21 protein-coding genes and 1 other RNA gene are annotated in these 24,561 nt (G+C 65.0%); 12 read left to right on the top strand and 10 right to left on the bottom strand.

From position 1 onward, the window contains the following. Positions 1-116: 116 nt before the first annotated feature. A complete protein-coding gene (locus tag ACVIIW_RS13905; protein ID WP_456701273.1) occupies positions 117-1,859 on the top strand; it encodes a methyl-accepting chemotaxis protein in 1,743 nt (580 codons plus the stop codon). A 176-nt stretch (positions 1,860-2,035) separates the two neighbouring features. On the opposite strand, the gene ACVIIW_RS13900 is transcribed toward ACVIIW_RS13905, so the two are convergent. The 5 genes from ACVIIW_RS13900 to ACVIIW_RS13880 all read right to left on the bottom strand — a co-directional run bounded on the left by ACVIIW_RS13900 (position 2,036) and on the right by ACVIIW_RS13880 (position 4,602). Continuing rightward, complete coding sequence (locus ACVIIW_RS13900) at positions 2,036-2,860, bottom strand: TIGR00282 family metallophosphoesterase (protein WP_456701272.1); 825 nt, start codon at positions 2,858-2,860, stop codon at positions 2,036-2,038. Further along, positions 2,838-3,434, bottom strand: a complete 597-nt coding sequence (locus ACVIIW_RS13895; protein ID WP_456701271.1) for a 5-formyltetrahydrofolate cyclo-ligase — start codon at positions 3,432-3,434, stop codon at positions 2,838-2,840. The genes ACVIIW_RS13900 and ACVIIW_RS13895 overlap by 23 nt, the downstream gene beginning before the upstream one ends. Positions 3,435-3,622: 188 nt before the next feature. Beyond that, positions 3,623-3,783: non-coding RNA, 6S RNA (ssrS, locus tag ACVIIW_RS13890), on the bottom strand. Positions 3,784-3,931: 148 nt separating this feature from the next. Then, a complete protein-coding gene (locus tag ACVIIW_RS13885; RefSeq protein WP_456701270.1) occupies positions 3,932-4,315 on the bottom strand; it encodes a cell division protein ZapA in 384 nt (127 codons plus the stop codon). Then, entirely contained in the window at positions 4,312-4,602 is a 291-nt protein-coding gene (locus ACVIIW_RS13880; protein ID WP_092227135.1) for a DUF4164 domain-containing protein, read from the bottom strand. The genes ACVIIW_RS13885 and ACVIIW_RS13880 overlap by 4 nt, the downstream gene beginning before the upstream one ends. A 326-nt stretch (positions 4,603-4,928) precedes the next feature. On the opposite strand from ACVIIW_RS13880, the gene tkt reads away from it, so the two are divergent. From tkt to ACVIIW_RS13840, 8 genes are all read left to right on the top strand, one after another. Continuing rightward, the gene (tkt, locus tag ACVIIW_RS13875; RefSeq protein WP_456701269.1) at positions 4,929-6,911 is read left to right on the top strand and encodes a transketolase; all 1,983 of its coding nucleotides are present in this window, start codon (positions 4,929-4,931) and stop codon (positions 6,909-6,911) included. A gap of 150 nt (positions 6,912-7,061) precedes the next feature. After that, on the top strand, positions 7,062-8,069 hold the full coding sequence (gap, locus tag ACVIIW_RS13870; RefSeq protein WP_456701268.1) for a type I glyceraldehyde-3-phosphate dehydrogenase: 1,008 nt from the start codon (positions 7,062-7,064) through the stop codon (positions 8,067-8,069). Positions 8,070-8,207: 138 nt separating this feature from the next. Beyond that, a complete protein-coding gene (locus ACVIIW_RS13865) occupies positions 8,208-9,404 on the top strand; it encodes a phosphoglycerate kinase (RefSeq protein WP_456701267.1) in 1,197 nt (398 codons plus the stop codon). Between the two features lie 51 nt (positions 9,405-9,455). Beyond that, positions 9,456-10,523 (top strand): class II fructose-bisphosphate aldolase, encoded by a 1,068-nt coding sequence (gene fba, locus ACVIIW_RS13860; RefSeq protein WP_092227131.1) that lies wholly within the window; start codon positions 9,456-9,458, stop codon positions 10,521-10,523. A 286-nt stretch (positions 10,524-10,809) separates the two neighbouring features. Next, positions 10,810-11,835, top strand: a complete 1,026-nt coding sequence (locus ACVIIW_RS13855) for a class I fructose-bisphosphate aldolase (RefSeq protein WP_456701266.1) — start codon at positions 10,810-10,812, stop codon at positions 11,833-11,835. Between the two features lie 3 nt (positions 11,836-11,838). Beyond that, positions 11,839-12,519: a thiamine phosphate synthase gene (locus tag ACVIIW_RS13850; protein WP_456701265.1), complete on the top strand. Its 681-nt coding sequence runs from the start codon at positions 11,839-11,841 to the stop codon at positions 12,517-12,519. Further along, positions 12,516-13,610 (top strand): HcpA family protein, encoded by a 1,095-nt coding sequence (locus ACVIIW_RS13845; protein ID WP_456701264.1) that lies wholly within the window; start codon positions 12,516-12,518, stop codon positions 13,608-13,610. The genes ACVIIW_RS13850 and ACVIIW_RS13845 overlap by 4 nt, the downstream gene beginning before the upstream one ends. A gap of 108 nt (positions 13,611-13,718) precedes the next feature. Then, positions 13,719-14,504 (top strand): inositol monophosphatase family protein, encoded by a 786-nt coding sequence (locus ACVIIW_RS13840; protein WP_456701263.1) that lies wholly within the window; start codon positions 13,719-13,721, stop codon positions 14,502-14,504. Positions 14,505-14,548: 44 nt separating this feature from the next. Here the strand turns inward: ACVIIW_RS13840 and ACVIIW_RS13835 are convergent, their stop codons facing one another. From ACVIIW_RS13835 to ACVIIW_RS13815, 5 genes are all read right to left on the bottom strand, one after another. Further along, positions 14,549-14,800, bottom strand: a complete 252-nt coding sequence (locus ACVIIW_RS13835) for a hypothetical protein (protein WP_456701262.1) — start codon at positions 14,798-14,800, stop codon at positions 14,549-14,551. A 120-nt stretch (positions 14,801-14,920) separates the two neighbouring features. Further along, the gene (locus ACVIIW_RS13830) at positions 14,921-16,048 is read right to left on the bottom strand and encodes an AAA family ATPase (RefSeq protein WP_456701261.1); all 1,128 of its coding nucleotides are present in this window, start codon (positions 16,046-16,048) and stop codon (positions 14,921-14,923) included. Between the two features lie 124 nt (positions 16,049-16,172). Then, entirely contained in the window at positions 16,173-19,331 is a 3,159-nt protein-coding gene (locus ACVIIW_RS13825; protein ID WP_456701260.1) for a multidrug efflux RND transporter permease subunit, read from the bottom strand. A 6-nt stretch (positions 19,332-19,337) separates the two neighbouring features. Then, entirely contained in the window at positions 19,338-20,531 is a 1,194-nt protein-coding gene (locus tag ACVIIW_RS13820; RefSeq protein WP_456701259.1) for an efflux RND transporter periplasmic adaptor subunit, read from the bottom strand. Between the two features lie 228 nt (positions 20,532-20,759). Then, the gene (locus ACVIIW_RS13815) at positions 20,760-21,791 is read right to left on the bottom strand and encodes an SAM-dependent methyltransferase (RefSeq protein ID WP_456701258.1); all 1,032 of its coding nucleotides are present in this window, start codon (positions 21,789-21,791) and stop codon (positions 20,760-20,762) included. Positions 21,792-22,028: 237 nt separating this feature from the next. On the opposite strand from ACVIIW_RS13815, the gene ACVIIW_RS13810 reads away from it, so the two are divergent. From ACVIIW_RS13810 to ACVIIW_RS13800, 3 genes are read left to right on the top strand one after another with little or no spacing between them, the layout of a single operon-like run. Beyond that, the gene (locus ACVIIW_RS13810; protein ID WP_456701257.1) at positions 22,029-23,051 is read left to right on the top strand and encodes a flagellar motor protein MotA; all 1,023 of its coding nucleotides are present in this window, start codon (positions 22,029-22,031) and stop codon (positions 23,049-23,051) included. 24 nt (positions 23,052-23,075) lie between these two features. Further along, positions 23,076-24,104, top strand: coding sequence for a peptidoglycan -binding protein (locus ACVIIW_RS13805; protein ID WP_456701256.1), 1,029 nt, complete (start codon positions 23,076-23,078; stop codon positions 24,102-24,104). Next, complete coding sequence (locus ACVIIW_RS13800; RefSeq protein WP_456701255.1) at positions 24,104-24,550, top strand: GNAT family N-acetyltransferase; 447 nt, start codon at positions 24,104-24,106, stop codon at positions 24,548-24,550. Before ACVIIW_RS13805 ends, ACVIIW_RS13800 begins: the two co-directional genes overlap by 1 nt. The last annotated feature ends 11 nt before the right edge of the window (positions 24,551-24,561 follow it).

Raw genomic sequence — 24,561 nt, 5'->3', positions numbered from 1 at the left:
CATGCCTTAAGGTATCAACGTAGTGTCCGATGCCCAAGAAACAGGCACCGTTAACCCTGATTTCACTCTGGTCTGGGAAAATAGCGTCCGCCCGTTCCCCGACAAGAGTAGAGCCGATGGCGTTCGCATTATTTCGGAAGCGTCTGCCCGACATGGCCGCGCCCGCGGTCGCTTCGCCGGCCGCCCAGCCGGCAGCCGAGCCCGCCCCGGCCGCCGAGGTCGATACGGCCCGCGAAATCCTGGAACTGCTGGAACTCGAGCTCGGCGCCATGATCCGCCAACTCGAGCGCGCCGCCAATTCGGTCGCAGGTGGTGCCGAAGCGACCGCGGCGACGCTCGCCGATATCCGCCGGCGCACCGATGCTCTGACCGGCCGGACCAACGCCGCACAATCGAACGCCTCGGGCTTTGCTCGGGCCGCCGACAAGTTCACCCAATCCGCGCAAGGCATCGGCGCGCAGGTCCGCGAGGCCGGCAAGCTCGCCGACCAGGCCAGCGCCGCCGCCCAGGAAGCGCGCGAAAATGTCGATCGCCTGCGCGAATCCTCCGCCGCGATCGGCAACGTCGTCAATCTGATCGCCCAGATCGCGCGGCAGACCACGCTGCTCGCGCTCAACTCGACCATCGAAGCCGCGCGCGCCGGGGCCGCCGGCAAGGGCTTTGCGGTCGTCGCGACCGAAGTGAAGGCGCTTGCGGTGCAGACGCAAGGAGCGACGGAGGAGATTTCCAAGAAGATCGACGCGCTGCAGCGAGACGCCGCAGGCTCCGCCGACGCCGTGCACCGCATCTCGCAGGCCATCGAGGCGATCCGTCCCGTGTTCGACACCGTCAATGGCGCGGTGGCCGAGCAGAATGCCACCACCAGCGAGGTCTCCGGCAGCGCGAGCAGCGCATCGCAATTCATCATCTCGGTCGGCGAGAGCGCCGCCGAGATCGACGCCGCGACCAAGGCGGCCGAGACCCATGGCGAGAACGTCGCCAGCGCCGGCAAGGCGGTGACGACATTCGCGCAGAAGCTGAAATCGCGATGCGCCGTGCTGCTCAAGCAGAACGAGCACGACGACCGTCGCAAGACCGAGCGGCTGCCCTGCCAGCTCAAATTCGAGAGCGGGCGCGGCGTGCTGCCGGTCTACGAGATCGCGATGGACGGCGTGCTGATCGGCGGCGCGGACGCAAGCCGGCTCGCGCCGCAGGCGATCCTCGACGGCATCCTCGAAGACGTCGGCGCCTGCCGCCTGCGCGTGGTCGAGCAGTCCAAGGCCGGCGCGCGCACGCAATTCGTCAACGCCAATGCCGCGCTGCGCGAAAGGATCGAAGACAAGCTCTGGTCGATCCACGAGGAGAATACGGAGTTCGTCACCCGCGCGATGGAGGCCGGCAACGCGCTGACGCGGATATTCGAACAGGCAGTCGCGCGCGGCGAGGTCAGGATGGACGACCTCTTCGACACCGACTACGCCGAGATATCAGGCACCAATCCGCAGCAGTACCGTACGAGATATCTTGATTGGGCCGATCGCGCGCTGCCGCCATTCCAGGAAGCCTTTCTGGCCAAGGAGCCCCGCATGGCGTTCTGCGCCATGGTCGACCGCAACGGCTTCCTGCCGGTCCACAACAAGATCTATTCGCATCCGCAGCGACCGGGCGATGCCGCCTGGAACACGGCCAATTGCCGCAACCGCCGCATCTTCAACGATCCGGCGGGGCTGGCGGCGGCGCACAACCAGCGCTCGTACCTGATCCAGAGCTATGCGCGCGACATGGGCAACGGCAACATGGTGATGATGCGGGAAATCGACGTCCCGATCCGCGTGCAGGGCCGGCACTGGGGCGGATTTCGCACGGCCTACAAGCTGTAGTGCACGCTCAGGCCAACACGCCGGGCGCGAATCATCCTTAAAGATCGAACGCGGGATGGGAATGCCGCGCGGAGCCAATGGTCGGCCCCGAGTCGACGCCCCGGGGTTATGGGTCCCGCCCCCGTGCGCAATTGCGCAACTGGGCCGGGACCACACGAACTGTGCAGTACTCGCCCTCAACTCAACCAGAACTTCGGCGTCGCCGGCTCCAGCCTTCCGCCTGCGCGCACCGGTGCAATCCGCAGCGCGAGGCCCGTTGCGTCATCCGTCTCGACCGCCACGCCACTCAGCGTCGCAACGCCCGCGGCCGGCTCGAAGCGCCCCGACGGAATCCCGGACGTGAATCGCCGCAGCGGCTCCTCCTTCTGCATGCCGATGATGGAGTCGTAATCGCCGGTCATGCCGGCGTCGGTCATGTAGGCAGTGCCGCCCGACAGGATCTGGTGATCGGCGGTCGGCACATGGGTGTGGGTGCCGACGACCAGGCTGGCGCGGCCGTCGCAGAAGAAGCCGACGCCCTGCTTCTCGCTACTCGCCTCGCAATGGAAGTCGACGACGATAGCGTCGGCCGCGACGCCGAGCGGACAGGCACCCAACTCGCGCTCGAGCGCTGCGAAGGGATCGTCGAACGGGGTCATGAAGACGCGCCCCAACGCGTTGACGACGAGGGCATGCTTGCCGTTCTTGGTCTCGACCAGAGCGGCGCCGCGGCCGGGCGTGCCGCGCGGATAGTTCGCGGGACGCACCAGGCGCTCGGCGCGCTCGATGAAGACGAGCGCCTCGCGCTGGTCCCAGGAGTGATTGCCAAGCGTCACCGCATCGGCGCCGGCGTCGAGAAACTCCTGATAGATGGCTTCCGTGATGCCGAAGCCGCCGGCCGAATTCTCGCCGTTGACGACGACGAAATCGAGGGACCAGTCCTTGACCATGCCGGGCAGAAATTCGGCGATGGCGTTGCGCCCGCTACGGCCGACGACATCACCCACGAAGAGAATGCGCAACTTCAGAACTCCGGAAATCGAACACGTCGGATTCCGTTAGCACATAATCCAGCGCCACGTCGTGCGATAGTGCCGGAACCGCCTTGATCTCCTGCGCTGCAAAAGCGAGCCCGATGCCGAGGATGTTCTTGGCTTTGCGCAAGTGCGCAAAGGTGAAATCATAATGCCCCGCACCATAGCCGATGCGGTGGCCCAGACGGTCGAAGGCCGCAAGCGGCGTCAACATAACGTCGGGAATGACTTCGCTCGCCGCAGGCGACGGCTCCGGGATGCCGAGCGGGCCGAGCATGAGGCGATCATTTGGATGGAAGATGCGGAAGATCAGCGACTGGCCGCGCGCGGTCACGCAGGGCAGCGCCAGCCTGGCGCCCTCCTCCGCGAGCTTCTTCATCAACGGCATCGGATCGATCTCGCTGCGGATCGGCGAGTAACCGGAGACGACGCTGCCGGGCAGCAGCTTGAACGGCAGCCCACGCTTGGCGAGCTTTGCCGCGGCGGTGCTGCGCTTCTTCTCGCTGAGTGCGTCGCGCGCGGCGAGGGCTTTGGCGCGGAGTTCGGATTTGGAGTTGGACATGTGCAGGGTCCCCACGGTCATCACCCGCTTGTGCACCCTTGCGCACCGGGGCGGGTGATCCAGCATTTCAGAGGCGGTGGCGATTCACACAAGAGCCGCGGCGTACTGGATTCCCCGCTTTCGCGGGGAATGACACCTGCCGAATTGGCCGCACTCGTTTCGACAGGCACGAACCAAGCAAACAAAAGTGCGAAGCCGCGGACGCCGTTGAAGCACTCGATCCCGGAGTTCCCTACGAAAGTAGGTGGGCACCATATGTCCGGGCCCACGGGCCCGGCCAGGGACAGTTCCCTAAAGGATCGATAAGGCCCCGGGGATATATGGCTCCTGACGCACGTCGCAGCCTCGCTCGCGCAATGTAACAACGATACTGACGAATCGCCAGCCCAACCGGTGGTTACTCACTTCTCCCGCTTGCGGGAGAGGTCGCGCCGCAGGCGCGGGTGCGGTTCTCTGCTCTTGGGGGTCCTCGCCCAGCGGAGAGGGAGAGGAGACCATCACCCGATCGCAATTCCATTCCCGACGGTCCGGTTCAACACCTGCGTCGACTTCTCGATACGCTCCGCCGCTGCGTTCAGCGCGTTGACCACGGCGGTCTGCGTGATCCGGGCGCGCTCGACGGCGGCGTTGCGGAAATCGCGGAGCTCGACCAGCTCCTGCTCCATGGTGCGGATGCGATTGCCGGCGTCGACCAGCTCGTCGCAGACGGTCAGCGCCGCCATCACGGTAAGTCGCGCATCGCCGATCTCACCGAATTTCCCACGCAGCGACTGGATCCGCGTCTCCAGGCTTTCGGCGAGCTTCAACAGCCGCACCTCCTGGCCTTCCTCGCAGGCCATGCGGTATTGCCGGGCGTTGATGGTGACGTTGATGTGGCTCATCCGTCCTCTCCGGTATCGAGCACCGAGCGTATCGTCACGATCGCGGAGTCCAGCCGGTCGGAGATCTCGCGGTTGGTGCGCTCGAGCTTGCGCGCCTTCATCAGCGCACCATCGAGCTCGTCGGCTAAGCGCGAGCGGTCTGCGCCCAGCGCCTGGATTCGCGTCGCAAGCTCGTTCTCATCGCGGTCGGCGTCGCGCCGCCGCTCGACCGCGCTTTCGAGCGCGTCGAGCGCCGCCGTGAGTCTGCGGGTCGCGATCTCGATCTCGACGGCGGAGGACTCCGTCATGGCAGAGCTTTTGGAAACGCGATCGTTCATGCAGTCAGCGGCGGAACCTGTGGGCTTGCGTAACCTTTACCTCGGGGGCCTGCCGCCCGGCAAAAGACTCGGTTCGGCAAGCGGTTAGAAGCAGAAATTTACGTGGCAAGCTAGCCAAGCGCAACGTCGCCGCGAAACTATGCACCGATAAGCAGCTTTTCGGGTCGTGGCGCGTTTGATTGCCTTGGCCTGCCGGAACCGAGATGCTATCCCAGCCCCGACCTTCCGAGGCCGAAAGGCTCCTTTCCGCGCGGGCGAACCGCCGCCAAGCGCTTCATTTCAGACGGATTTCAGACATGACGCAGGTCGACCACAACCGCATGGCCAACGCAATCCGCGGCCTCGCAATGGATGCCGTCGAGAAGGCGAAGTCGGGCCATCCCGGCCTGCCGATGGGCGCCGCCGACATGGCCACGGTGCTGTTCACGCAATTCCTGAAATACGATGCGGCTGCAACCGACTGGCCCGACCGCGACCGTTTCGTGCTGTCGGCCGGCCACGGCTCGATGCTGCTCTACGCGCTGCTGTACTTGACCGGCAACGAAGCGATGACGCTGGACCAGCTCAAGAACTTTCGCCAGCTCGGCTCGCTGACACCGGGGCATCCCGAGAATTTCCACACCAAGGGCATCGAGACCACCACCGGCCCGCTCGGCCAGGGCATCTCGACCGCGGTCGGCATGGCGCTCGCCGAGAAGATGCTCGCCGCCGAGTTCGGCAGGAAGATCGTCGATCACCACACCTATGTGATCGCCTCCGACGGCGACCTGATGGAAGGCGTGTCGCAGGAAGCGATCGCGATGGCCGGCCACTGGAAGCTCGGCAAGCTGATCGTGCTCTACGACGATAACGGCATCTCGATCGACGGCCCGACCTCGATCTCCGACTCGGTCGACCAGGTGAAGCGCTTCAAGTCGGCCGGCTGGGCCGCCGAGAAGATCGACGGTCATGATCAGGCCGCCATCGCGGCTGCGATCACCCGCGCGCAAAAGTCCAACAAGCCGACGCTGATCGCCTGCCGCACCACCATCGGTTTCGGCGCGCCGCACAAGGCCGGCACCGCGAAGGCGCATGGCGAAGCGCTCGGCGCCGACGAGCTCAAGGCCGCCAAGGAAAATCTCGGCATCTCGCTCGAGCCGTTCTCCGTGCCCGACGACGTGCTGAAGGCCTGGCGCGCAGCCGGCAGCCGCGGCGCAGCCGCTCGGCAGGAATGGGAAGGGCGGCTCGGCGAACTCGGCAGCCGCAAGCGCGCCGAGTTCGAGCGCCGCCTGCGTCATGAGCGACCGGCCTCGCTCGCCAAGGCATTCCGCACCTACAAGAAGGAGCTTTTGGAAAAACCGATGACTGCGGCCACCCGCAAATCGTCGGAAGCCGTCATCGAGGTGATCGCCGGCGCGATGCCGATGGAATTCCTCGCCGGCTCCGCCGACCTCACCGGCTCCAACAACAACAAGGCGAAGTCGGCGACCGCCTTCTCCGCCAAGACGCCGAAGGGCCGCTTCATCCATTACGGCATCCGCGAGCACGGCATGGCGGCTGCGATGAACGGCATCTTCCTGCACGGCGGCTTCGCGCCGAACGGCGCGACCTTCCTCGTCTTCACCGACTACGCGCGCCCTGCGATGCGGCTGGCCGCGCTGATGGGCGCCGGCGTCGTCTACGTCATGACGCACGATTCCATCGGCCTTGGTGAAGACGGTCCGACCCATCAGCCGGTCGAGCATCTCGCAGCGCTGCGTGCGATTCCGAACATGCGCGTGTTCCGCCCCTGCGACGCCATCGAGGTCGCCGAATGCTGGGAGCTTGCCCTGAACCGGATCGATGGCCCGACCGTGCTGGCGCTGACGCGGCAGAACCTGCCGCAGCTCCGCACCACCGCCAACGAGAACGCCTGCCAATCAGGCGCCTACGAACTGGTTGCAGCCCAGGGTGAAGCCAAGGCGACGCTGTTCGCCTCCGGCTCCGAGGTCGAGATCGCGGTGGCCGCCCAGAAGCAGCTCGCCGAGCGCGGCATCGCGTCGCGGGTGGTCTCGGTGCCCTCGCTCGAGCTGTTGTTAGCGCAACCAGAGGCCAAGCGTGCCGCCATCATCGGCCATGCGCCGGTGAAGGTCGCGATCGAGGCGGCCGTGCGCTGGGGCTGGGACGCCGTGATCGGCCAGGATGGCGAATTCGTGGGCATGCATTCCTTTGGCGCCAGCGCGCCGGCAAAGGACCTTTTCAAACACTTTGGCATTACCGCCGAGGCTGCGGTTAACGCCGTCGTGAAGCGCGTTTCCTGAGAGTTGAGCTTGCCCGAAAAAAGGACTACGTAGTCTTCCATATGATCAAGCACCGCCCGGCCGAACCGGGCGTCCGCCCCTAAAAAACCCTCGCCGGCGCGTTAGAAGCGCGCTGTGCGGGATGACAACGGTCATTGAAGGAGACGAAACATGGCAGTCCGCGTGGCAATCAACGGTTTTGGCCGCATCGGCCGCAACGTCCTGCGGGCGATCGCGGAGTCGGGGCGCAAGGACATCGAGGTCGTCGGCATCAACGACCTCGGCCCGGTCGAGACCAACGCTCATCTCCTTCGTTACGACAGCGTCCATGGCCGCTTCCCCGGCACGGTGACGGTCGAGGGTGACTCGATCAGCCTCGGCAATGGCAAGATCAAGGTGAGCGCCGAGCGCGATCCCTCGAAGCTGCCGTGGAAGGATCTCGGCGTCGACATCGCGCTGGAGTGTACCGGCATCTTCACCTCGAAGGACAAGGCCTCCGCGCATCTGACCGCCGGCGCCAAGCGCGTGCTGGTCTCCGCGCCCGCTGACGGCGCCGACGCCACCATCGTCTACGGCGTCAACCACGAGACGCTGACCAAAGATCACATGGTCGTCTCCAACGGCTCCTGCACCACCAACTGCCTCGCGCCGATCGCCAAGGTGCTGAACGACCTCGTCGGCATCGAGACCGGCTTCATGACCACGATCCACGCCTACACGGGCGACCAGCCGACCCTGGACACGCTGCACAAGGATCTCTACCGCGGCCGTGCGGCTGCGATGTCGATGATCCCGACCTCGACCGGCGCCGCCAAGGCCATCGGCCTCGTGCTGCCCGAGTTGAAGGGCAAGCTCGACGGCGTTGCGATCCGCGTGCCGACCCCGAACGTCTCGGTCGTCGACCTCAAGATCGTCGCCAAGCGCGCCACCGACGCCAAGGAAATCAACGCGGCGATGAAGCGCGCCTCGGAGCAGCAGCTCAAGGGCGTGCTCGGCTACACCAACGCGCCGAACGTCTCGATCGACTTCAACCACGATCCGCACTCCTCGACCTTTCACGAGGACCAGACCAAGGTGCAGAACGGCACGCTGGTGCGCGTGATGTCCTGGTACGACAACGAGTGGGGTTTTTCGAACCGCATGGCGGACACCGCCGTTGCGATGTCGAAGGTGATCTAACTCCGCTCTCGTGTCCCGGACGCGACGCAGCGTGAAACGCTGCTTCGCAGATCCGGGACCCATGTTCCTCCAGCGTAGGTCCCGGTTCTGCACAGCGGCGCTTCGTGCCGCAATGCGCCCGGGACAAGAGAGTCAGAGATGACCAACAAATTCCGCACCCTCGACGACGTCGACGTGAAGGGCAAGCGCGTGCTGCTGCGCGTCGATCTCAACGTGCCGATGGACAACGGCCGCGTCACGGACGCGACCCGGCTCGAGCGCGTCGCGCCGACCATCACCGAAATCTCGGACAAGGGCGGCAAGGTCATCCTGCTCGCGCATTTCGGCCGGCCCAAGGGCCGCGACGCCAAGGATTCGCTTCTGCCGGTCGCGCAGGCGCTGGCGCAGGTCGTGAAGAAGCCTGTCGCGTTCGCCGACGACTGCATCGGCGAGCCCGCCGCCAAGGCGGTTGCAGCCCTGAAGGACGGCGAGATCCTCTGCCTGGAAAACACCCGCTTCCATAAAGAAGAAGAGAAGAACGATCCGGCCTTCGTCGCAGAATTGGCAAAGCTCGGCGACATCTGGGTCAGCGACGCGTTCTCGGCCGCGCACCGCGCCCATGCCTCGACCGAAGGCCTCGGCCACAAGCTGCCGGCCTATGCCGGCCGCACCATGCAGGCCGAGCTCGATGCGCTCGAAAAGGCGCTGGGCTCGCCGACCAAGCCCGTCATCGCCATCATCGGCGGCGCCAAGGTCTCGACCAAGATCGATCTCCTGGAAAACCTCGTCACCAAGGTCGACGCGCTCGTGATCGGCGGCGGCATGGCCAACACCTTCCTGCACGCCCAGGGCGTCGGCGTCGGCAAGTCGCTGGCCGAGAAGGACCTCGCGCCGACCGCACTGCGGATCATGGAGAAGGCGGACGCCGCCAACTGCGCCATCATCCTGCCGGTCGACGCCACTGTCGCCTATCACTTCGCGGCGAATGCGCCCTCGCACGCCTACGGCCTCGATGCGATCCCGGCCGACGGCATGATCCTGGACGTCGGCCCGCAGTCGATCGCGCGCATCCACGCGGCCATCGACGATGCCGCGACGCTGGTCTGGAACGGGCCGCTCGGCGCCTTCGAAATGCAGCCGTTCGACCGCGGCACGGTCGCGGCGGCCAAGCACGCCGCGGAGCGCACCAAGGCCAAGAAGCTGGTTTCGATCGCGGGCGGCGGCGACACTGTGGCTGCCCTCAACCAGGCCCAGGTTGCCGGCCGGTTCACCTATGTCTCGACCGCCGGCGGCGCATTCCTTGAATGGATGGAGGGCAAGCCTCTGCCCGGCGTCGAAGTTCTGCGCACGAAGTAATTCGCCGACGAGAAGCAAGCGGCCCTGAGGGCCCAAAGGGAGAAATGACAGATGGCTCGGATCACGTTGCGTCAATTGCTCGACCATGCGGCTGAGAACGATTACGGCGTACCGGCCTTCAACATCAACAACATGGAGCAGGCGCTGGCGATCATGGACGCGGCCAACCAGGTCGACGCGCCCGTCATCATCCAGGCCTCGCGCGGCGCCCGCTCATACGCCAACGACGTCATGCTCAAGCACATGATGGACGCGGTCACCGAAATCTATCCGCACATTCCGGTCTGCGTGCATCTCGATCACGGTAACGAGGCCGCGACCTGCATGACCGCGATCCAGGCCGGCTTCACCTCGGTGATGATGGACGGCTCGCTGAAGGCCGACGGCAAGACCCCGGGCGACTGGAATTACAATGTCGGCGTCACCAAGACCGTGACCGACATGGCCCATCTCGGCGGCATCTCGGTCGAGGGTGAACTCGGCGTCCTCGGCTCGCTCGAAACAGGCATGGGCGACAAGGAAGACGGCCACGGCGCCGAAGGCAAGCTCAGCCACGACCAGCTGCTGACCAATCCGGACGAGGCCGTGAAGTTCGTGCAGGAGACCAAGGTCGACGCGCTCGCGATCGCCATGGGGACTTCTCACGGCGCCTACAAATTCACCCGCAAGCCTGACGGCGACATCCTCGCCATGAACGTGATCGAGGAGATCCACCGCAAGCTGCCGAACACCCATCTCGTCATGCACGGCTCCTCCTCAGTGCCGCAGGACCTGCAGGACATCATCAACGCCTATGGCGGCAAGATGAAGCCGACCTGGGGCGTGCCTGTTGCCGAGATCCAGCGCGGCATCAAGAACGGCGTGCGCAAGATCAACATCGACACCGACAACCGGATGGCCATGACGGGCCAGATTCGGAAAGTGCTCAAGGACAATCCGGAAGAGTTCGATCCGCGCAAGTATCTGAAGCCGGCGATGGAGGCCATGACCAAGCTGTGCAAGCAGCGGCTCCAGGAGTTCAATACCGCGGGGCAAGCCGCCAAGTTCAAGAAGATCCTGACCCCCGCCGAGATGGCCAAGCGCTACGCCAAGGGCGAGCTGGATCCCAAGGTCGCGTAAGCGATCGCGAAGGTGGCGTAAGCTTGAACCGCTCTATCCTCCCCCTCTCCCCGCTTGCGGGGAGAGGTGGGTCTTCCCAGGGGCGCTGGCAGTGGACTCGCGAAGAGAGTCCCCCTCACCCGGAATCCGCGCTGATCGCGCGCATTCCGGCCTCTCCCCGCAAGCGGGGAGAGCCGAACAACCCCGGCCTCCCCCCGTTACCCTGCGACCAACGTTAACTCGGCAATTGCCCGAGAACGGTCTAACTTCACAGGCAAGGGCAGAATCGTTTTGGGAGGACCTCTCGATGAATCTGACTGAGCTCAACAGGGTTGCGACCGCCATGGTCGCGCCGGGCAAGGGCATCCTTGCCGCCGACGAATCCTCCGGCACCATCAAGAAGCGGTTCGACGCCATCGGCGTGGAATCGACCGAAGCCAACCGTCGCGACTATCGCGAGATGCTGTTCCGCGCGAAGGAGGCCATGAGCCAGTACATCTCCGGCGTGATCCTCTATGACGAGACGATCTGGCAGGATGCAAAGGACGGCACGCCGCTGATCAAGCTGATCGAGAGTGGCGGCGCCATTCCCGGCATCAAGGTCGACGAGGGCACGCAAGCCCTGCCGATGTGCCCGGGCGAACTCGTCACCGTGGGGCTCGACAAGCTCGCCGAACGCTTGAAGAAATATTACGAGCGCGGCGCGCGTTTCGCCAAATGGCGCGCCGTGATCGATATTGCGAGCGGTATCCCCTCGATGACCGCGATCAGCGTCAATGCCCACGCACTGGCACGTTACGCCGCGCTGTGCCAGGCCGCGCAGATCGTGCCGATCGTCGAGCCTGAAGTGCTGATGGACGGCGATCACGACATCGATCGCTGCTATGATGTGACGACACGCGTGCTCAACAAGACCTTCCAGGAGCTGCGCCTGCAGCGCGTCGCGCTCGAGGGCATGGTGCTGAAGCCGAACATGGCGATCTCGGGCAAGAAATGCGCAAAGCAGGCCTCCGTCGAGGAGGTCGCCGAGAAGACGATCCGGCTGCTGAAGGCTTGCGTGCCCGCGGCGGTGCCCGGCATCGCCTTCCTCTCCGGCGGCCAGTCGGACGAAGAGGCGACCGCGCATCTCAACGCCATGCACAAGCTCGGTCCGCTGCCCTGGGGCCTGACCTTCTCCTACGGCCGGGCGCTGCAGGCCGCGCCGCAGAAGGCCTGGTCGGGTCGGCCTGAGAATGTTACGGCCGGGCAGAACGCATTCAGCCATCGCGCCCGCATGAACGGCCTCGCCTCCCGGGGCGAATGGCAAAGCAGCCTGGAACAGAAGGCAGCCTAGATCTTGTCGAACAAACCGCCTCCGCCGCGCCCGGCGCCGCGCCTCTATCTCTCGACGCCCGTGGTCGATGATCCCGCCGCGCTCCTCGCCGGCTTGCCTGACCTGCTCGCGGCAGCCGATGTCGCGGCCGTGCTGGTGCGGCTGAAGGAGACCGACCAGCGCACCATGATCTCGCGGATCAAGGCGCTGGCGCCGGTCGTGCAGAATGCGGGCGCGGCCCTGCTCGTCGACGGCCATCCTGAAATCGTCGCGCGCGGCGGCGCCGATGGCGCGCATCTGCCCGGTATCGCCGCGCTGAAAGAGGCGCTGCCATCGCTCAAACCCGATCGCATCGCCGGCGTCGGCGGGCTGACGACGCGACACCATTCCATGGATGCAGGCGAGATCGGCGCGGATTATTTGCTGTTCGGCGAGCCGGACGCGAAGGGACAGCGGCCGTCGTCACAGGCGATCGCGGAGCGGCTGGACTGGTGGGCCGAGCTGTTCGAGCCGCCCTGCGTCGGCTACGCCATTTCGTTGGAAGAGGCTCACGACTTCGCCGCCAGCGGCGCCGATTTCGTGCTGGTCGGCGATTTCATCTGGGCCGATCCGCGCGGGCCCAAGGCCGCCCTGATCGAGGCCGACGGCGCGATCAAGAAGGCCTTCACGGCTGTTGCGGCGGGTCAGAGCCAGCGCCCGGCATGACGCTCCCGCGCATCACCCTTCTGACCACGCTGCTGCTGGCGACACCCGCGCTCGCGCAGCTCCAGATCACGCCGCCGGCCACCATCCCGAGCGCTCCGGCTGAGAAGCCGAAGCCTAAAGAGCCGGCCAAGGACAAGCCCAAGGTCGCGCCGCACGCGATCACCAAGAAGAAGGAAGCCGCGCCAGCGCCAAAGCCGTCGGCGTCGCCGACCCCGGCGCTGCCTGCGACGGTGATCCCCGCACCAGCCCCCGACAATCCCAACGTCGATCTGGTGTTCGGCGCCTATCAGCGCGGCCAGTACAAGACCGCCTTCGAACTCGCCAGCGCGCGCGCCAAGACCGGCGACGCCAAGGCGATGACCATGCTGGGCGAGCTCTATTCCAATGCGATGGGGATCAGGCGCGACTACGCCAAGGCGATCGAGTGGTACAAGCGCGCGTCCGATGCCGGCGACCGCGAGGCGATGTTCGCGCTCGCCATGCTGCGCATCGCCGGCCGCGGCGGGCCAGTCGACAAGGGGGAGGCGGTCAAGCTGATGGCTTCCGCCGCCAAGCTCGGCGAGCCCAAGGCGGCCTATAACCTCGCTTTGCTTTATCTCGACGGACAAACCCTGCCGCAGGACGTCAATCGCTCCGCCGAGCTGTTGCGCCAGGCGGCCGATGCCGGCTTGCCGGAGGCGCAATACGCGCTTGCGACCTTCTACAAGGAAGGCACCGGAGTGCCGAAGGACCTCGAACGGTCGGTGCGGCTGCTCCAGGCCGCCTCGCTGGCCGACAATGTGGATGCCGAGGTCGAATATGCCATTGCCCTGTTCAACGGCACCGGCACGCCCCAGAACCAGCCCGCAGCCGTCGCGTTGCTGCGCAAGGCGTCCCGCCAGGGCAGCGCGATTGCCCAGAACCGCCTCGCCTGGGTCCTGATCAACGGAATGGGCACATCGGTGGACAAGGTCGAGGGATTCAAATGGCATCTGGTCGCCAAAACCTCCGGCAAGGGCGACCCGGAGCTCGACAAGCAGTTTTCCGAGCTGCCGGCCGACGACCGCGCCAAGGCGGAGGCCGCGGCCAAAAAATGGCTTGGGGCACGATGACCTGAGGCAATGACTTGACGCAATGACTTGACGTTTGCCCCCTCGCGAGGCACCCCATCTCCTCAAATGGCGTGGTTCCGCGCCCCTCCCCCGTCAAAGACTGATCTCATGCTGTATTCCGCCACTATCAACGTCATGGTCAAAGCCGCGCGCCGCGCCGGCCGCAGCCTCAAGCGCGATCTCGGCGAGATCGAGCATCTCCAGGTCTCGCTCAAGGGCCCGGCCAATTTCGTCACCCTCGCGGACAAGCGCGCCGAGGAGATCCTCTACCAGGACCTCTCCAAGGCGCGGCCCGGCTACGGCTTCATCGGCGAGGAAGGCGGCACTCGCGAGGGCAGCGACAAGAGCCACACCTGGATCGTCGATCCCCTTGATGGCACCACCAACTTCCTGCACGGAATCCCGCAATTCGCGATCTCCATCGGGCTCGTGCGCGAGGGCACCATCATCGCCGGCGTGATCTACAACCCCGCCAATGACGAGCTCTACATCGCCGAGCGGGGCAAGGGCGTCTTCCTCAACGACCAGCGCCTGCGCGTGGCCGGCCGGCGCCAGCTCCACGAATGCGTCGTGGCCTGCGGCCTGCCCCACATTGGCCGCGGCGACCACGAGGAATTCCGCCGCGAGATGGCCGCGATCCAGGACCGTGTCGCAGGCCTGCGCCGCTTCGGCGCCGCCTCACTCGACCTGGCCTTCGTCGCCGCCGGCCGCCTCGACGGCTATTGGGAGCGCAACCTGCAATCCTGGGACATCGCCGCCGGCGTGCTGATGGTGCGCGAAGCCGGTGGCACCGTGAGCGATATCGCGACCCCAGGCGATCCACTGGTGACCGGGCATGTGGTGTGCGGGAATGAGTTCGTGCACGGGGAGCTGGTGAAGATTTTGCGGAAGTAGGAGGCCGCGCAATTGCGGCCTGCAGACTCACATCGCGCAGCCTCTTACCACGCCACCCATTTGCGGCCGTGCCAATAGCCGCGGCCCTCGTGCTCGCGGAAGGCAAACTTTTCGCGCGGACCCCAGTGCCAATTGTCCTCATGGACGACGACACCCGCTTCGTGCGGAAACTCGTAGGCCTCATGCGTATGCCAGCAGGTGTGGCCCCGGCAGACGATCGCCGCCGACGCGGTGAAGCTCGACATCACAAGCACGCCGGTGCCGACGGCGGCAGCGGCAAGCATCTTCTGCAACATTCGGACGATTTCTCCGTGGAACCCCGAACCCCGCGTGCAAGCAGATTGCTCGGCGTTCGGTTCCCTCGGAGAAAGATGAAGCTTTCGTAAGGATACGGGCGACGGCTCGATCTGCAGAACTCAAGAATCGTCGTCTTCCGATTCCTCCTCGCGATATTCACCGCCGAGGGTCAGGCCCTCGATCGTCGTGGCGCCTTTCGCCTTGATCACCCGGCGAAGCGGGACCGAGCTCTCGCTTCGCAACGCCTCCATCAGTTGCTCCGAATGGGTGACGATCCAGATGTCGGCGCGGCGTGAGGCCCTGACGATCAACCGGGCCAATGGCGCCAGCAGCGACGGATGCAGGCTGGTCTCGGGTTCGTTCAGTGCAATGAACGGCGGCAATCGATAGCCCATGAACACCGCGAGCAGGCAAATGTATTTCAGCGTCCCGTCGGACAATTCGTGAGCCCTGAACGGCCGCGGCATATCCGTCAGTTGCAGGTCAAAATCACACAGGCCGCCTTCCTCCCAGGCGCGGAGCTCAGCGCCCGGAAATGCATCCTCGACTGCGTCCTGCAGGTCGCTGGCATCTCCCCTGATGGTATAAAGTGTCGCCAGCGCCGCGGCCAAATCGGTGCCATCGGCGCTGAGCGAAGGCGTCGTGATCGCCAGACAGGGCTTACGTATCGGTGACGCCGGATCAGTACGGAAGTCATGATAGAACCGCCAGCCCAGCATCGCGGCTCTGACCAATTGGATTTCAGGGCATTCCTGGCCATCGGAAAAGCCCGCAAGCGCCGTCTCTGACGGCAACACCGCATCCTTGTGGTTGATCCATGCGCCGCTGTCGCCGCGGACGCTGACGAGCGAATTCTTTCGTTCCATCATTTGAACGGTGCGCTTGCCCCGCGTCGCCTCGATGCTTTCGCTCTTGATCATCGGCTCGCCGGAAAACGCCGCCTCGAGCGGGGCGGGAAATCCGAGCTCAATGGAATATCTGATGCTGTCGAATCTGGCTGATAACCGCAGCCGTCCGTCTTCACCGCGTTTGCGGAGCCCGGACCAGCACACCGAATTCAATCCGCCTTCGTCGGCGATCGTGCGCGTGATCCGCCCGGTCGCCGCGTCGCGCAACAGCGACAGGGACTTGTAGAGGTTGGATTTGCCGACGCCATTCTCGCCGACAAAGACGGACAGCGGGTGGATTGGTATGGAGAGCCGCCTAATGGAGCGATAGTTCGAGATCGCAATGTCGGTCAGACGCATCACACGCTCTCAATGGGCAGGCTCTACGTGCATTCGCGGTGGTGCGCGAGTGTACATCCTTTCAATCCAGGGATGCAGTCTGGATCGACGCCTCAGGGAAAGCAAGCCGAAGGCCTGTTGGACCTTAGTGGCCGGCTCCCGCCGGCGCAGGCGGTCCATACGTCTCAGCCTTTTTCTCTTCCTTGTCCCTGTCCCCCGCCAGGACACGCTGCACGGAGACGAAGAACACCGGCACCATCAGCAGCGCCAGGATGACCACCGCGATCATGCCGCCCATCACGACGGAGCCGAGCGCTTGCTGGCTGGCGCCGCCGGCGCCGTGGGCGATGGCCATCGGCAGCACGCCGCAGATGAAGGCAAGACCCGTCATCAGGATCGGGCGGAAGCGCAGGCGGCAGGCTTCGATCGTCGCTTCCACCAGCGGCTTGCCTTCTTTGCGCAGATCCTTGGCGAACTCGATGATCAGGATCGCATCCTTAGCGGCGAGGCCGATGATGGTGATCAGGCCGACGGTGAAATAGACGTCGTTGGGCAGGCCGCGCAACATGGCCGCGACCACGGCGCCGACGATGCCAAGCGGCACGGTGAGCAGCACCGCGAGCGGGATGGTCCAGCTCTCGTACAGTGCCGCGAGACACAGAAACACTACGAAAACGGAGAGTGCCAGCAGGAACGGCGCCTGCGAGCCCGACAGCTTCTCCTGGAGGGACTGTCCGGTCCATTCATAGCCGAAGCCGCGCGGCAGCTTGCCGGCGAGCCTCTCCATCTCGGCGATGGCATCGCCCGAGGTGAAGCCGGGCTTCGCTTCGCCCGAGATGCGCACCGCCGGATAATAGTTGAAGCCGGCGATCTGGGTCGGGCCGCGCGACCATTCGACCGTGGCGATGGAGGAGAACGGCACCAGCTGGCCGCGGCTGTTCTTGACGTTGTAGTTGAGGATGTCCTCGGTCTTCATGCGGTCGCGGCTGTCGGCCTGCACCACGACGCGCTGCATGCGGCCGCGGTTCGGGAAATCGTTGATGTAGTTCGAGCCGAGATTGGTCGAGATCGTATTGTTGATGTCCTCGAAGGTGACGCCGAAGGCGCCGGCTTTCTCGCGGTCGATCACGAGATTGACCACGCCGGCCTCGGGCAGGCCTTCGACATAGACCTTCTGAAGCACCGGGCTGGCATTGGCCTCCGCGACCAACCGGTCGGCGGCCTTCATCAGCGCCGGATAGCCCTTCTGGCCGCGATCCTGCAGGCGGAACGAGAAGCCGGAGGAGTTGCCGAGATTGTCGATCGGCGGCGGCTGCAGCGCCGAGATCTTGGCGTCGCGGATCGAGGCGGACAGATCGCGGTTGATGTCATTGACAACAGCCGCCGCTGAATCCTTCGGCCCGCGCTCCGACCAGTCCTTCAAGGTGATGAAGGCCTGCGCAGTGTTCATGCCCTGGCCGGAGAAGCTGAAGCCGGTAAGAAAGGTGACGTTATCGACACCCGGCCGTTGCGCCAAATATTTTTCCACCTTCTCGATCACGGCCTCGGTGCGGCCGTAGGAGGAGTCGGACGGCGTCTGCACGTCGGTGGTGACAAAGCCCTGGTCATCGACGGGCAGGAAGCCGCCGGGCAGGCTGACGAAGGCCCAGGACAGGCCAACCAGCAGCGCAGCATAGACCAGCATCAGGCGGCCGGTGCGCTTGAGCGAGAAGCCGACCGTGCGGGAATAACCTTCCTTGCCGCCTTCGAGCATGCGATTGAACCAACCGAACACGCCGCGCCTCGCATGGCCGTGGCCGGCCGCGACAGGCTTGAGCAAGGTCGCACACAGCGCCGGCGTCAGCGACAGCGCCAGGAAGGCGGAGAAGCCGATCGCTGCAATCATCGTCACCGAGAACTGGCGATAGATGATGCCGACCGAGCCAGGAAAAAACGCCATCGGCACGAACACCGCCATCAGCACCAGCGTAATGCCGATGATCGCGCCTGATATCTGCGACATGGCTTTCCGCGTCGCGTCCTTCGGCGACAGGCCTTCCTCCGCCATGATGCGCTCGACGTTCTCCACCACGACGATGGCGTCGTCGACGAGGATGCCGACCGCGAGCACCATGCCGAACATGCCGAGCATGTTGATGGAATAGCCGGCGAGCAGCAGCGTGGTGCAGGCGCCGAGCAGCGCCACCGGCACCACGATGGTCGGGATGATGGTGTAACGGATGTTCTGCAAGAAAAGGAACATCACCACGAATACCAGCACCACGGCCTCTAACAGCGTCGACAGCACCTTCTTGATCGAGGCCTCGACCACGGGCGTGATGTTGTAGGGGATCTCGTAGGAGATGTTGGCCGGGAAGAAGCGCGACAGCTCCTTCATCTTCGCCTCGACCGCGCTCGCGGTCGCCAGCGCGTTGCCGGTCGGCGACATCAGCACGGAGAGACCCGCGGTCGGCTTGCCGTCAAGGCGAGTGTTGAACTGGTAGCTGAGACCGCCGACCTCGATCCGGGCGACGTCACGCAACCGCACGGTCGAACCGTCCGCGTTGGCGCGCAGGATGATGGCGCCGAATTCATCGGGCGAGGCCAACTGGCCCTTGACCAACACCAAAGCCGAGGTGCGCTGGGTCGCGGCCGACGGCTCGGCGCCGATGCTGCCAGAGGCAACTTGTGCATTCTGAGCGGATATCGCCTTGTTGACGTCGTCAGCGGTCAGCCCATAGCCGACGAGTTTTGCCGGATCGACCCAGACGCGAAGGCTGCGTTCGGTCGAATAGAGCGTGGCACGGCCGACGCCGGGGATACGGCGGATTTCACCGAGCACGTTGCGGATCATGAAGTCGCCGAGACCGACTTCGTCGAGACTGCCGTCCGTCGAATTCAATGTAATAATCTGAAGCACCGCACTCGAGGCTTCCTCGATCAGGATGCCTTGCTGGATCACCGCGCGTGGCAGGCGCGCCTCGACGCGCTTGATGCGGTTCTGCACCTCGACCGAGGCCGCGCTGGTATCGGTACCCGGCTGGAAATTGGCTGTAATCTCGACCTGGCCGAGCGAGTCGCTGGTGGATTCGAAGTTGAGGATGCCGGAGGCGCCGTTCAGTTCCTCCTCGATCAGCCGCGTGACGCTGTTGTAGAGGTTTTCCGGCGACGCGCCCGGGTAGCTCGTCGAGATCGAGATCGAGGGCGGCGCGATGATCGGATATTGCGCGATCGGCAGCAGCGGGATCGAGATCGCGCCCATCAGACAGATGAACAGCGCGACGACCCAGGCGAAAATCGGCCTGTCGATGAAGAAGCTCGGCATGCGGCGTTACCGCGTGGCCTGCTGCGTGTGCCTGACGTCCGCGCCCGCCTCGGCCTCGGACCAGGACTGCGGCTTGACCTTGTCGCCGGCTGCGAACTTCTGGAAGCCTTCGACCACGACCTTGTCGCCGGCCTTCAGGCCCTCGGTGACGAACCAGACGCCGTCCTGCACCGAACCGGTGCGAATCGGCTGCACCGCGACGCGATTGTCGCCCTTGACGACGAACACCTCGCTGCCGCCGCCGCCGTTGCGCTGGACGGCCTGCTGCGGCACTGCGATGGCGTCGCTATCGAGGCCCTGCTCGGTGCGGACGCGGACATACATGCCGGGCAGCAGTTCGCCCCTGGGATTGCGGAACTCGCCGCGCAAGGTCACCTGGCCGGTATGGGCATCGACCTTGGCATCGGAGAACAGCAATTTGCCGTCCAGCCCATAGGTGGTGTTGTCGTCGAGCACGAGGCGAACCTTGGCGGCATCGGCCGCGATGCGATCGAGATCGCCGCTCTCGAAAGCGCGGCGCAGCTGATTGAGCTCCGTCACCGACTGGGTGAAGTCGGCATAGACGGGATCGAGTTGCTGCACGGTGGCGAGATTGGTCTCGTTCTGCACGACCAGCGCGCCTTCGCTGACCAGCGCCGCGCCGACCACGCCGTCGATCGGCGCGCGCACGGTCGCATAATCGAGGTTGAGCTTTGCCCGCGCGAGCTCGGCTTTGCGCCCTTCCACTTCGGCCTTGGCCTGTAGCTCGGCGGCGATGGTCTTTTCGTTCTCGGCTTCGGGCGCGGCGCGCTGGCTGGTCAACGTCGCGATGCGGCGCGCCTGCTGCTGCGCCTGCTTCAACGCAGCATCGGCCTTGGCAAGCGCCGCCTCGTTGGCCATCACCTCGACCTCGAATGGACGCGGATCGATGCGATAGAGCGGATCGCCCGCCTTCACCTCGCCGCCCTGGCGAAACAACCGCTCGACCACGATGCCTGACACACGCGGCCGCACCTCGGCAACGCGCGTCGGCGAGATCCGACCCGGCAGCTCACGAACCACGGCGCGCGGTTGCGGCTTGACCATGACGATGCTGACATCGGGTTCGACAGGCTGCGCGGCAGAGACGGCGGACGAAGATTCGTCGCAAGCGGATAGCAGCGGCGCAAAGGCCGCGAGCATCATTGCAACGCATGCCGATCGCGCTCGAAGTCCTGACATGAAGTAGCGTGCCCCAAGATTGTTGAAACCGATCGAGCGTCGCGCGAGCCCGTTCTGGACTATCGCGACTGGTGCCGCCAAAATAGAATGGACGCGCCGCGACGCAACGGATCGCGCGGGCGGCTCAATGTCACACGCCGCTATGGCGCTGACTTCAGGCTGATTTTTTTGGATTCACCGGATTGTGAGTCAGGTTCCGTCACGGCCCGCTGCGACAGAACATCGCGTTCAGTTGACCGCCGCCTTCATCCTGTAGTGGCTGACGCCCCACTCCGTTCCGTCGGCATAACCAAACAGGCCTGCGGTGGCGAGAAAGAACCAGCGCCAGCGCCGCATCCACGACGCGATGTCCTCACCGTAGATCTTGCGCAAGGAGGATTCGATCGCGTCGCGATGCGCGTCGAAATTGGCGAGCCAGTCGTTCGCCGTTCGCTGATAATGAGTGCCGCTCCAGCGCCATTCCTTCTCGACCCGGAAGATATCATCATATTGCCTGACGAGCTGATGGCTCGGCATTACGCTGCCGGTGAAGAAATGCTGCGCGATCCAGTCTTCGCGATTGGTGCGGTCGAAGACATAGGAGCCGGCGCGATGGGTGAAGATGTGGATGAAGAAGCGCCCGTCGGGCGCCAGCCATGATCGCACGCGCGTCATCAGCTTGCGCCAGTTCATCATGTGCTCGAACATCTCGACCGAGACGATGCGGTCGTACTGGCCCTCCGGCGCGAACACGTTCATGTCTGATGTGACGACGCGCAGGTTCAGCAGGCCGCGCTGGCGCGCGATCTCCTCGACATAGGCGCGCTGCGATCGCGAGCTCGACACCGCCGTCACCTTGGCATGCGGAAACTGCCGCGCGATCCACAGCGACAGCGAGCCCCAGCCGCAGCCGAGTTCGAGGATGGTCTGCCCGTCGGCGAGGCCGGCATGCGCGACGGTCTGGCGCAATGCCTCCTCCTCAGCTTCCTGGAGCGGCGTTGCATCGGTCTTGTAGAAGCAGGAGGAGTATTTGCGGTTCGGGCCCAGCACCTGCGCAAAGAAGGACGCAGGCAATTCGACATTCCTCATCTCAATGCCAGCGGCGTCTCCGGTGATCGGCCGCAACATCATCCGGCCGGCGAACGCGGCATCGTCGACCGCATCAAGCGCCGCGAGGCGGGTTGCGGTGCGGGAGCACAGGCCCTGGATTGCGGCGCGGACCACCACGTCGGGCAAGGGCACGCGTTCGGCAGTCCCCATGATCGCGGAAACAACGCTCACGCAGCCCCTCCCCTGGCCAGGTCCCGGCGGCCGGAAGCAGCACGATCGCCGCGCAAAAGCCGAGGCCAGCCTACGGGGATGCCGAAGTTTTGCAGCCTATGTGGCGTATCAAAGCCCGGTTTCAGCTTGGGGTTCCGCGGCTCCTTCCCGAAATCCGCACATCCGGCGCTTTTTTTGGGCGGGCGCTGTGCCATAGTGTGGGATGCAAGCAAGCTTTCGTAACGGATGATACCGGCCATGCCGCCAGGCGCCTCGCCCCGCTCCTCCCTCAACATCGAGTACACGAAACTGTCCTCCCCCAGCGTCTTCCTGGTGCGGATGCTGGTTTTCCTGGTGCTGTGCGCGCTGGTGGGCGTGGTGCTCTACAAGCAGATCATCCAGGCCTTTTTCGCCAATCCCGGGCTGAACGCCCTGATCGGGGCGGTGCTGTTCATCGGCATCGTGCTGGCCTTCCGCCAGGTCATCCGGCTCTATCCTGAGGTCTCCTGGGTCAACAATTTCCGCATCGCCGATCCCGGCCTGGCACCGGCCCGGCATCCCAAGCTGCTGGCGCCGATGGCGATGATCCTGGGCGGTGAACGCACCGGGCGGATGTCGATCACGCAAACGACGATGCGGCATCTGCTCGATTCGATCGCGACCCGCCTGGACGAGGCCCGCGACATCTCCCGCTACATGACCGGCCTGTTGGTGTTCCTCGGCCTGCTCGGCACCTTCTGGGGCCTGATCGAGACGGTCGGCTCGGTCGGCAAGGTGATCGACGGGCTCAAGGTCGGCGGCGATGCCGGCGCGCTGTTCGACACGCTGAAGGAGGGCCTGGCCGCCCCGCTCGGCGGCATGGGCATTTCGTTCTCGAGCTCGCTGTTCGGTCTCGCGGGCTCCCTGATCCTCGGCTTCCTCGATCTGCAATCGAGCCAGGCGCAGAACCGCTTCTACACCGACCTCGAAGACTGGCTCGCCACCACCGTGCGCGAATACGGCAGCGGCGAAGTCGCCGCCGTCGCGAGCAGTGGCGGCGGCGTTGCCAGCGGCGAGCTTCAGGCGGCCGTCGAGCGCCTGCGCTCCGTGCTCGAGGAAGGCAGCGCCAGCCGCGGCACCACGGCGGCCATGGCGAGCCTCGCCGAAGCGATCCAGGCTCTGGTCTCGCATATGCGCACCGAGCAGCAGATGATCCGCGAATGGGCCGACGGCCAGGGCGAGCAGAACCGCGAGATCCGCCGCCTGCTGGAGCGCATCGCGCGCCAGCCCGAGAAGAGTTAAGCAATCAGCATTTGAGAGGCGAGCATGGCTCTAGCCCGCGGCCGCCGCAGCGAAGGCGCCTTCAACTACTGGCCCGGATTCGTCGACGCTCTGTCGACGCTGGTGCTCTCCATCGTGTTCCTGCTCTCGGTGTTTCTGGTCGTGCAGTTCTTCCTGTCGCAGGAGGTGACCGGCAAGGACAAGGCGCTGGAGCAGCTCAACGCCAAGATCGCCCAGCTCACCGAACTGCTGTCGCTGGAGAAGCTCGGCAAGCTCTCGCTCGACGACCAGGTGTCGCAGCTCAAGGCCGGCCTCGCCTCGGCCGAGAGCGAACGCGACCGCATGAAGGGCCTCTATGAGGGCCTGGCCAATGCCGGTAACGACGCGCAAGGAAAGACCGCCGAGCTCGGCAAGGCGCTGGACTCGGAGAAGGCGGTCTCGGCGCGGGCGCTGGCGCAGATCGAGGTTTTGAACCAGCAGATCAGCGCGCTGCGCCGGCAATTGGCTGCGCTCGAAGAGGCGTTGGATGCTAGCGAGAAGCGCGACAAGGAATCGCAGAACCGCATTGCCGATCTCGGCTCACGGCTGAACGTGGCGCTGGCACAGCGCGTGCAGGAATTGTCGCGCTACCGCTCGGAGTTCTTCGGGCGCTTACGCGCCATTCTCGGCAACCGTCCTGACATCCGCGTTGTCGGCGACCGCTTCGTGTTCCAGTCCGAAGTGTTCTTCGACACCGGACAGGCAACGCTGCTGCCGGAGGGCAAGGCCGAGCTCGACACGGTGGCGGCCGCGCTGATCGAGCTCGACAAGAAGATTCCGAGCGAGATCGCTTGGGTGCTGCGCGTCGACGGCCACACCGACGTGCGGCCGGTCAACGGCCCGAACTTCAAGTCGAATTGGGACCTGTCGTCGGCGCGCGCGATCTCGGTGGTGCAATATCTGATCTCGCTCGGCGTCCCTGCCCAGCGCCTGGTAGCCGCCGGCTTCGCCGAATTCCAGCCGCTCGACACAGGCAACACCGAAGAGGCCTACAAGCGCAACCGCCGCATCGAGCTGAAGCTGACGGAGCGGTAGTGAGCGCGCTTCGCCTTCGCCCCTATGTGGACTCCGACGAAGCGGCGACGATCGAGCTGTGGCTTCGCACCTGGCAGCAGGCCTATCCGCAGATCGACTTCACTGCGCGCCTGGACTGGTGGCGCGCGCGCTGGCGCAACGAGCTGGTGCCGAAGGCCCAAATCGTGGTCTCGGAACAAGATGGCGCACTGACCGGTTTCGTGACCATCGATGGTGAAGGTTATCTCGACCAGCTTGTGGTTGACCCCAATCACTGGGGGTCGGATGCGGCGCATCTGCTGGTCGACGAAGCAAAACGCCTGTCATCCTCAGGCGTCACGCTGCTCGTCAACAAGGACAACGCCCGGGCCATCCGCTTCTACGAGCGCAACGGCTTTGCCCATGCCGGCGAGGATGTGAACCCGACATCGGGCCGGCCGGTGCTGAAGATGGTGTGGCGGCCGTGACGGCAAGCAGA

The sequence above is a fragment of the Bradyrhizobium sp. USDA 4449 genome (genome assembly GCF_054056275.1).
This window is presented reverse-complemented; position numbering and strand designations above follow the sequence as displayed.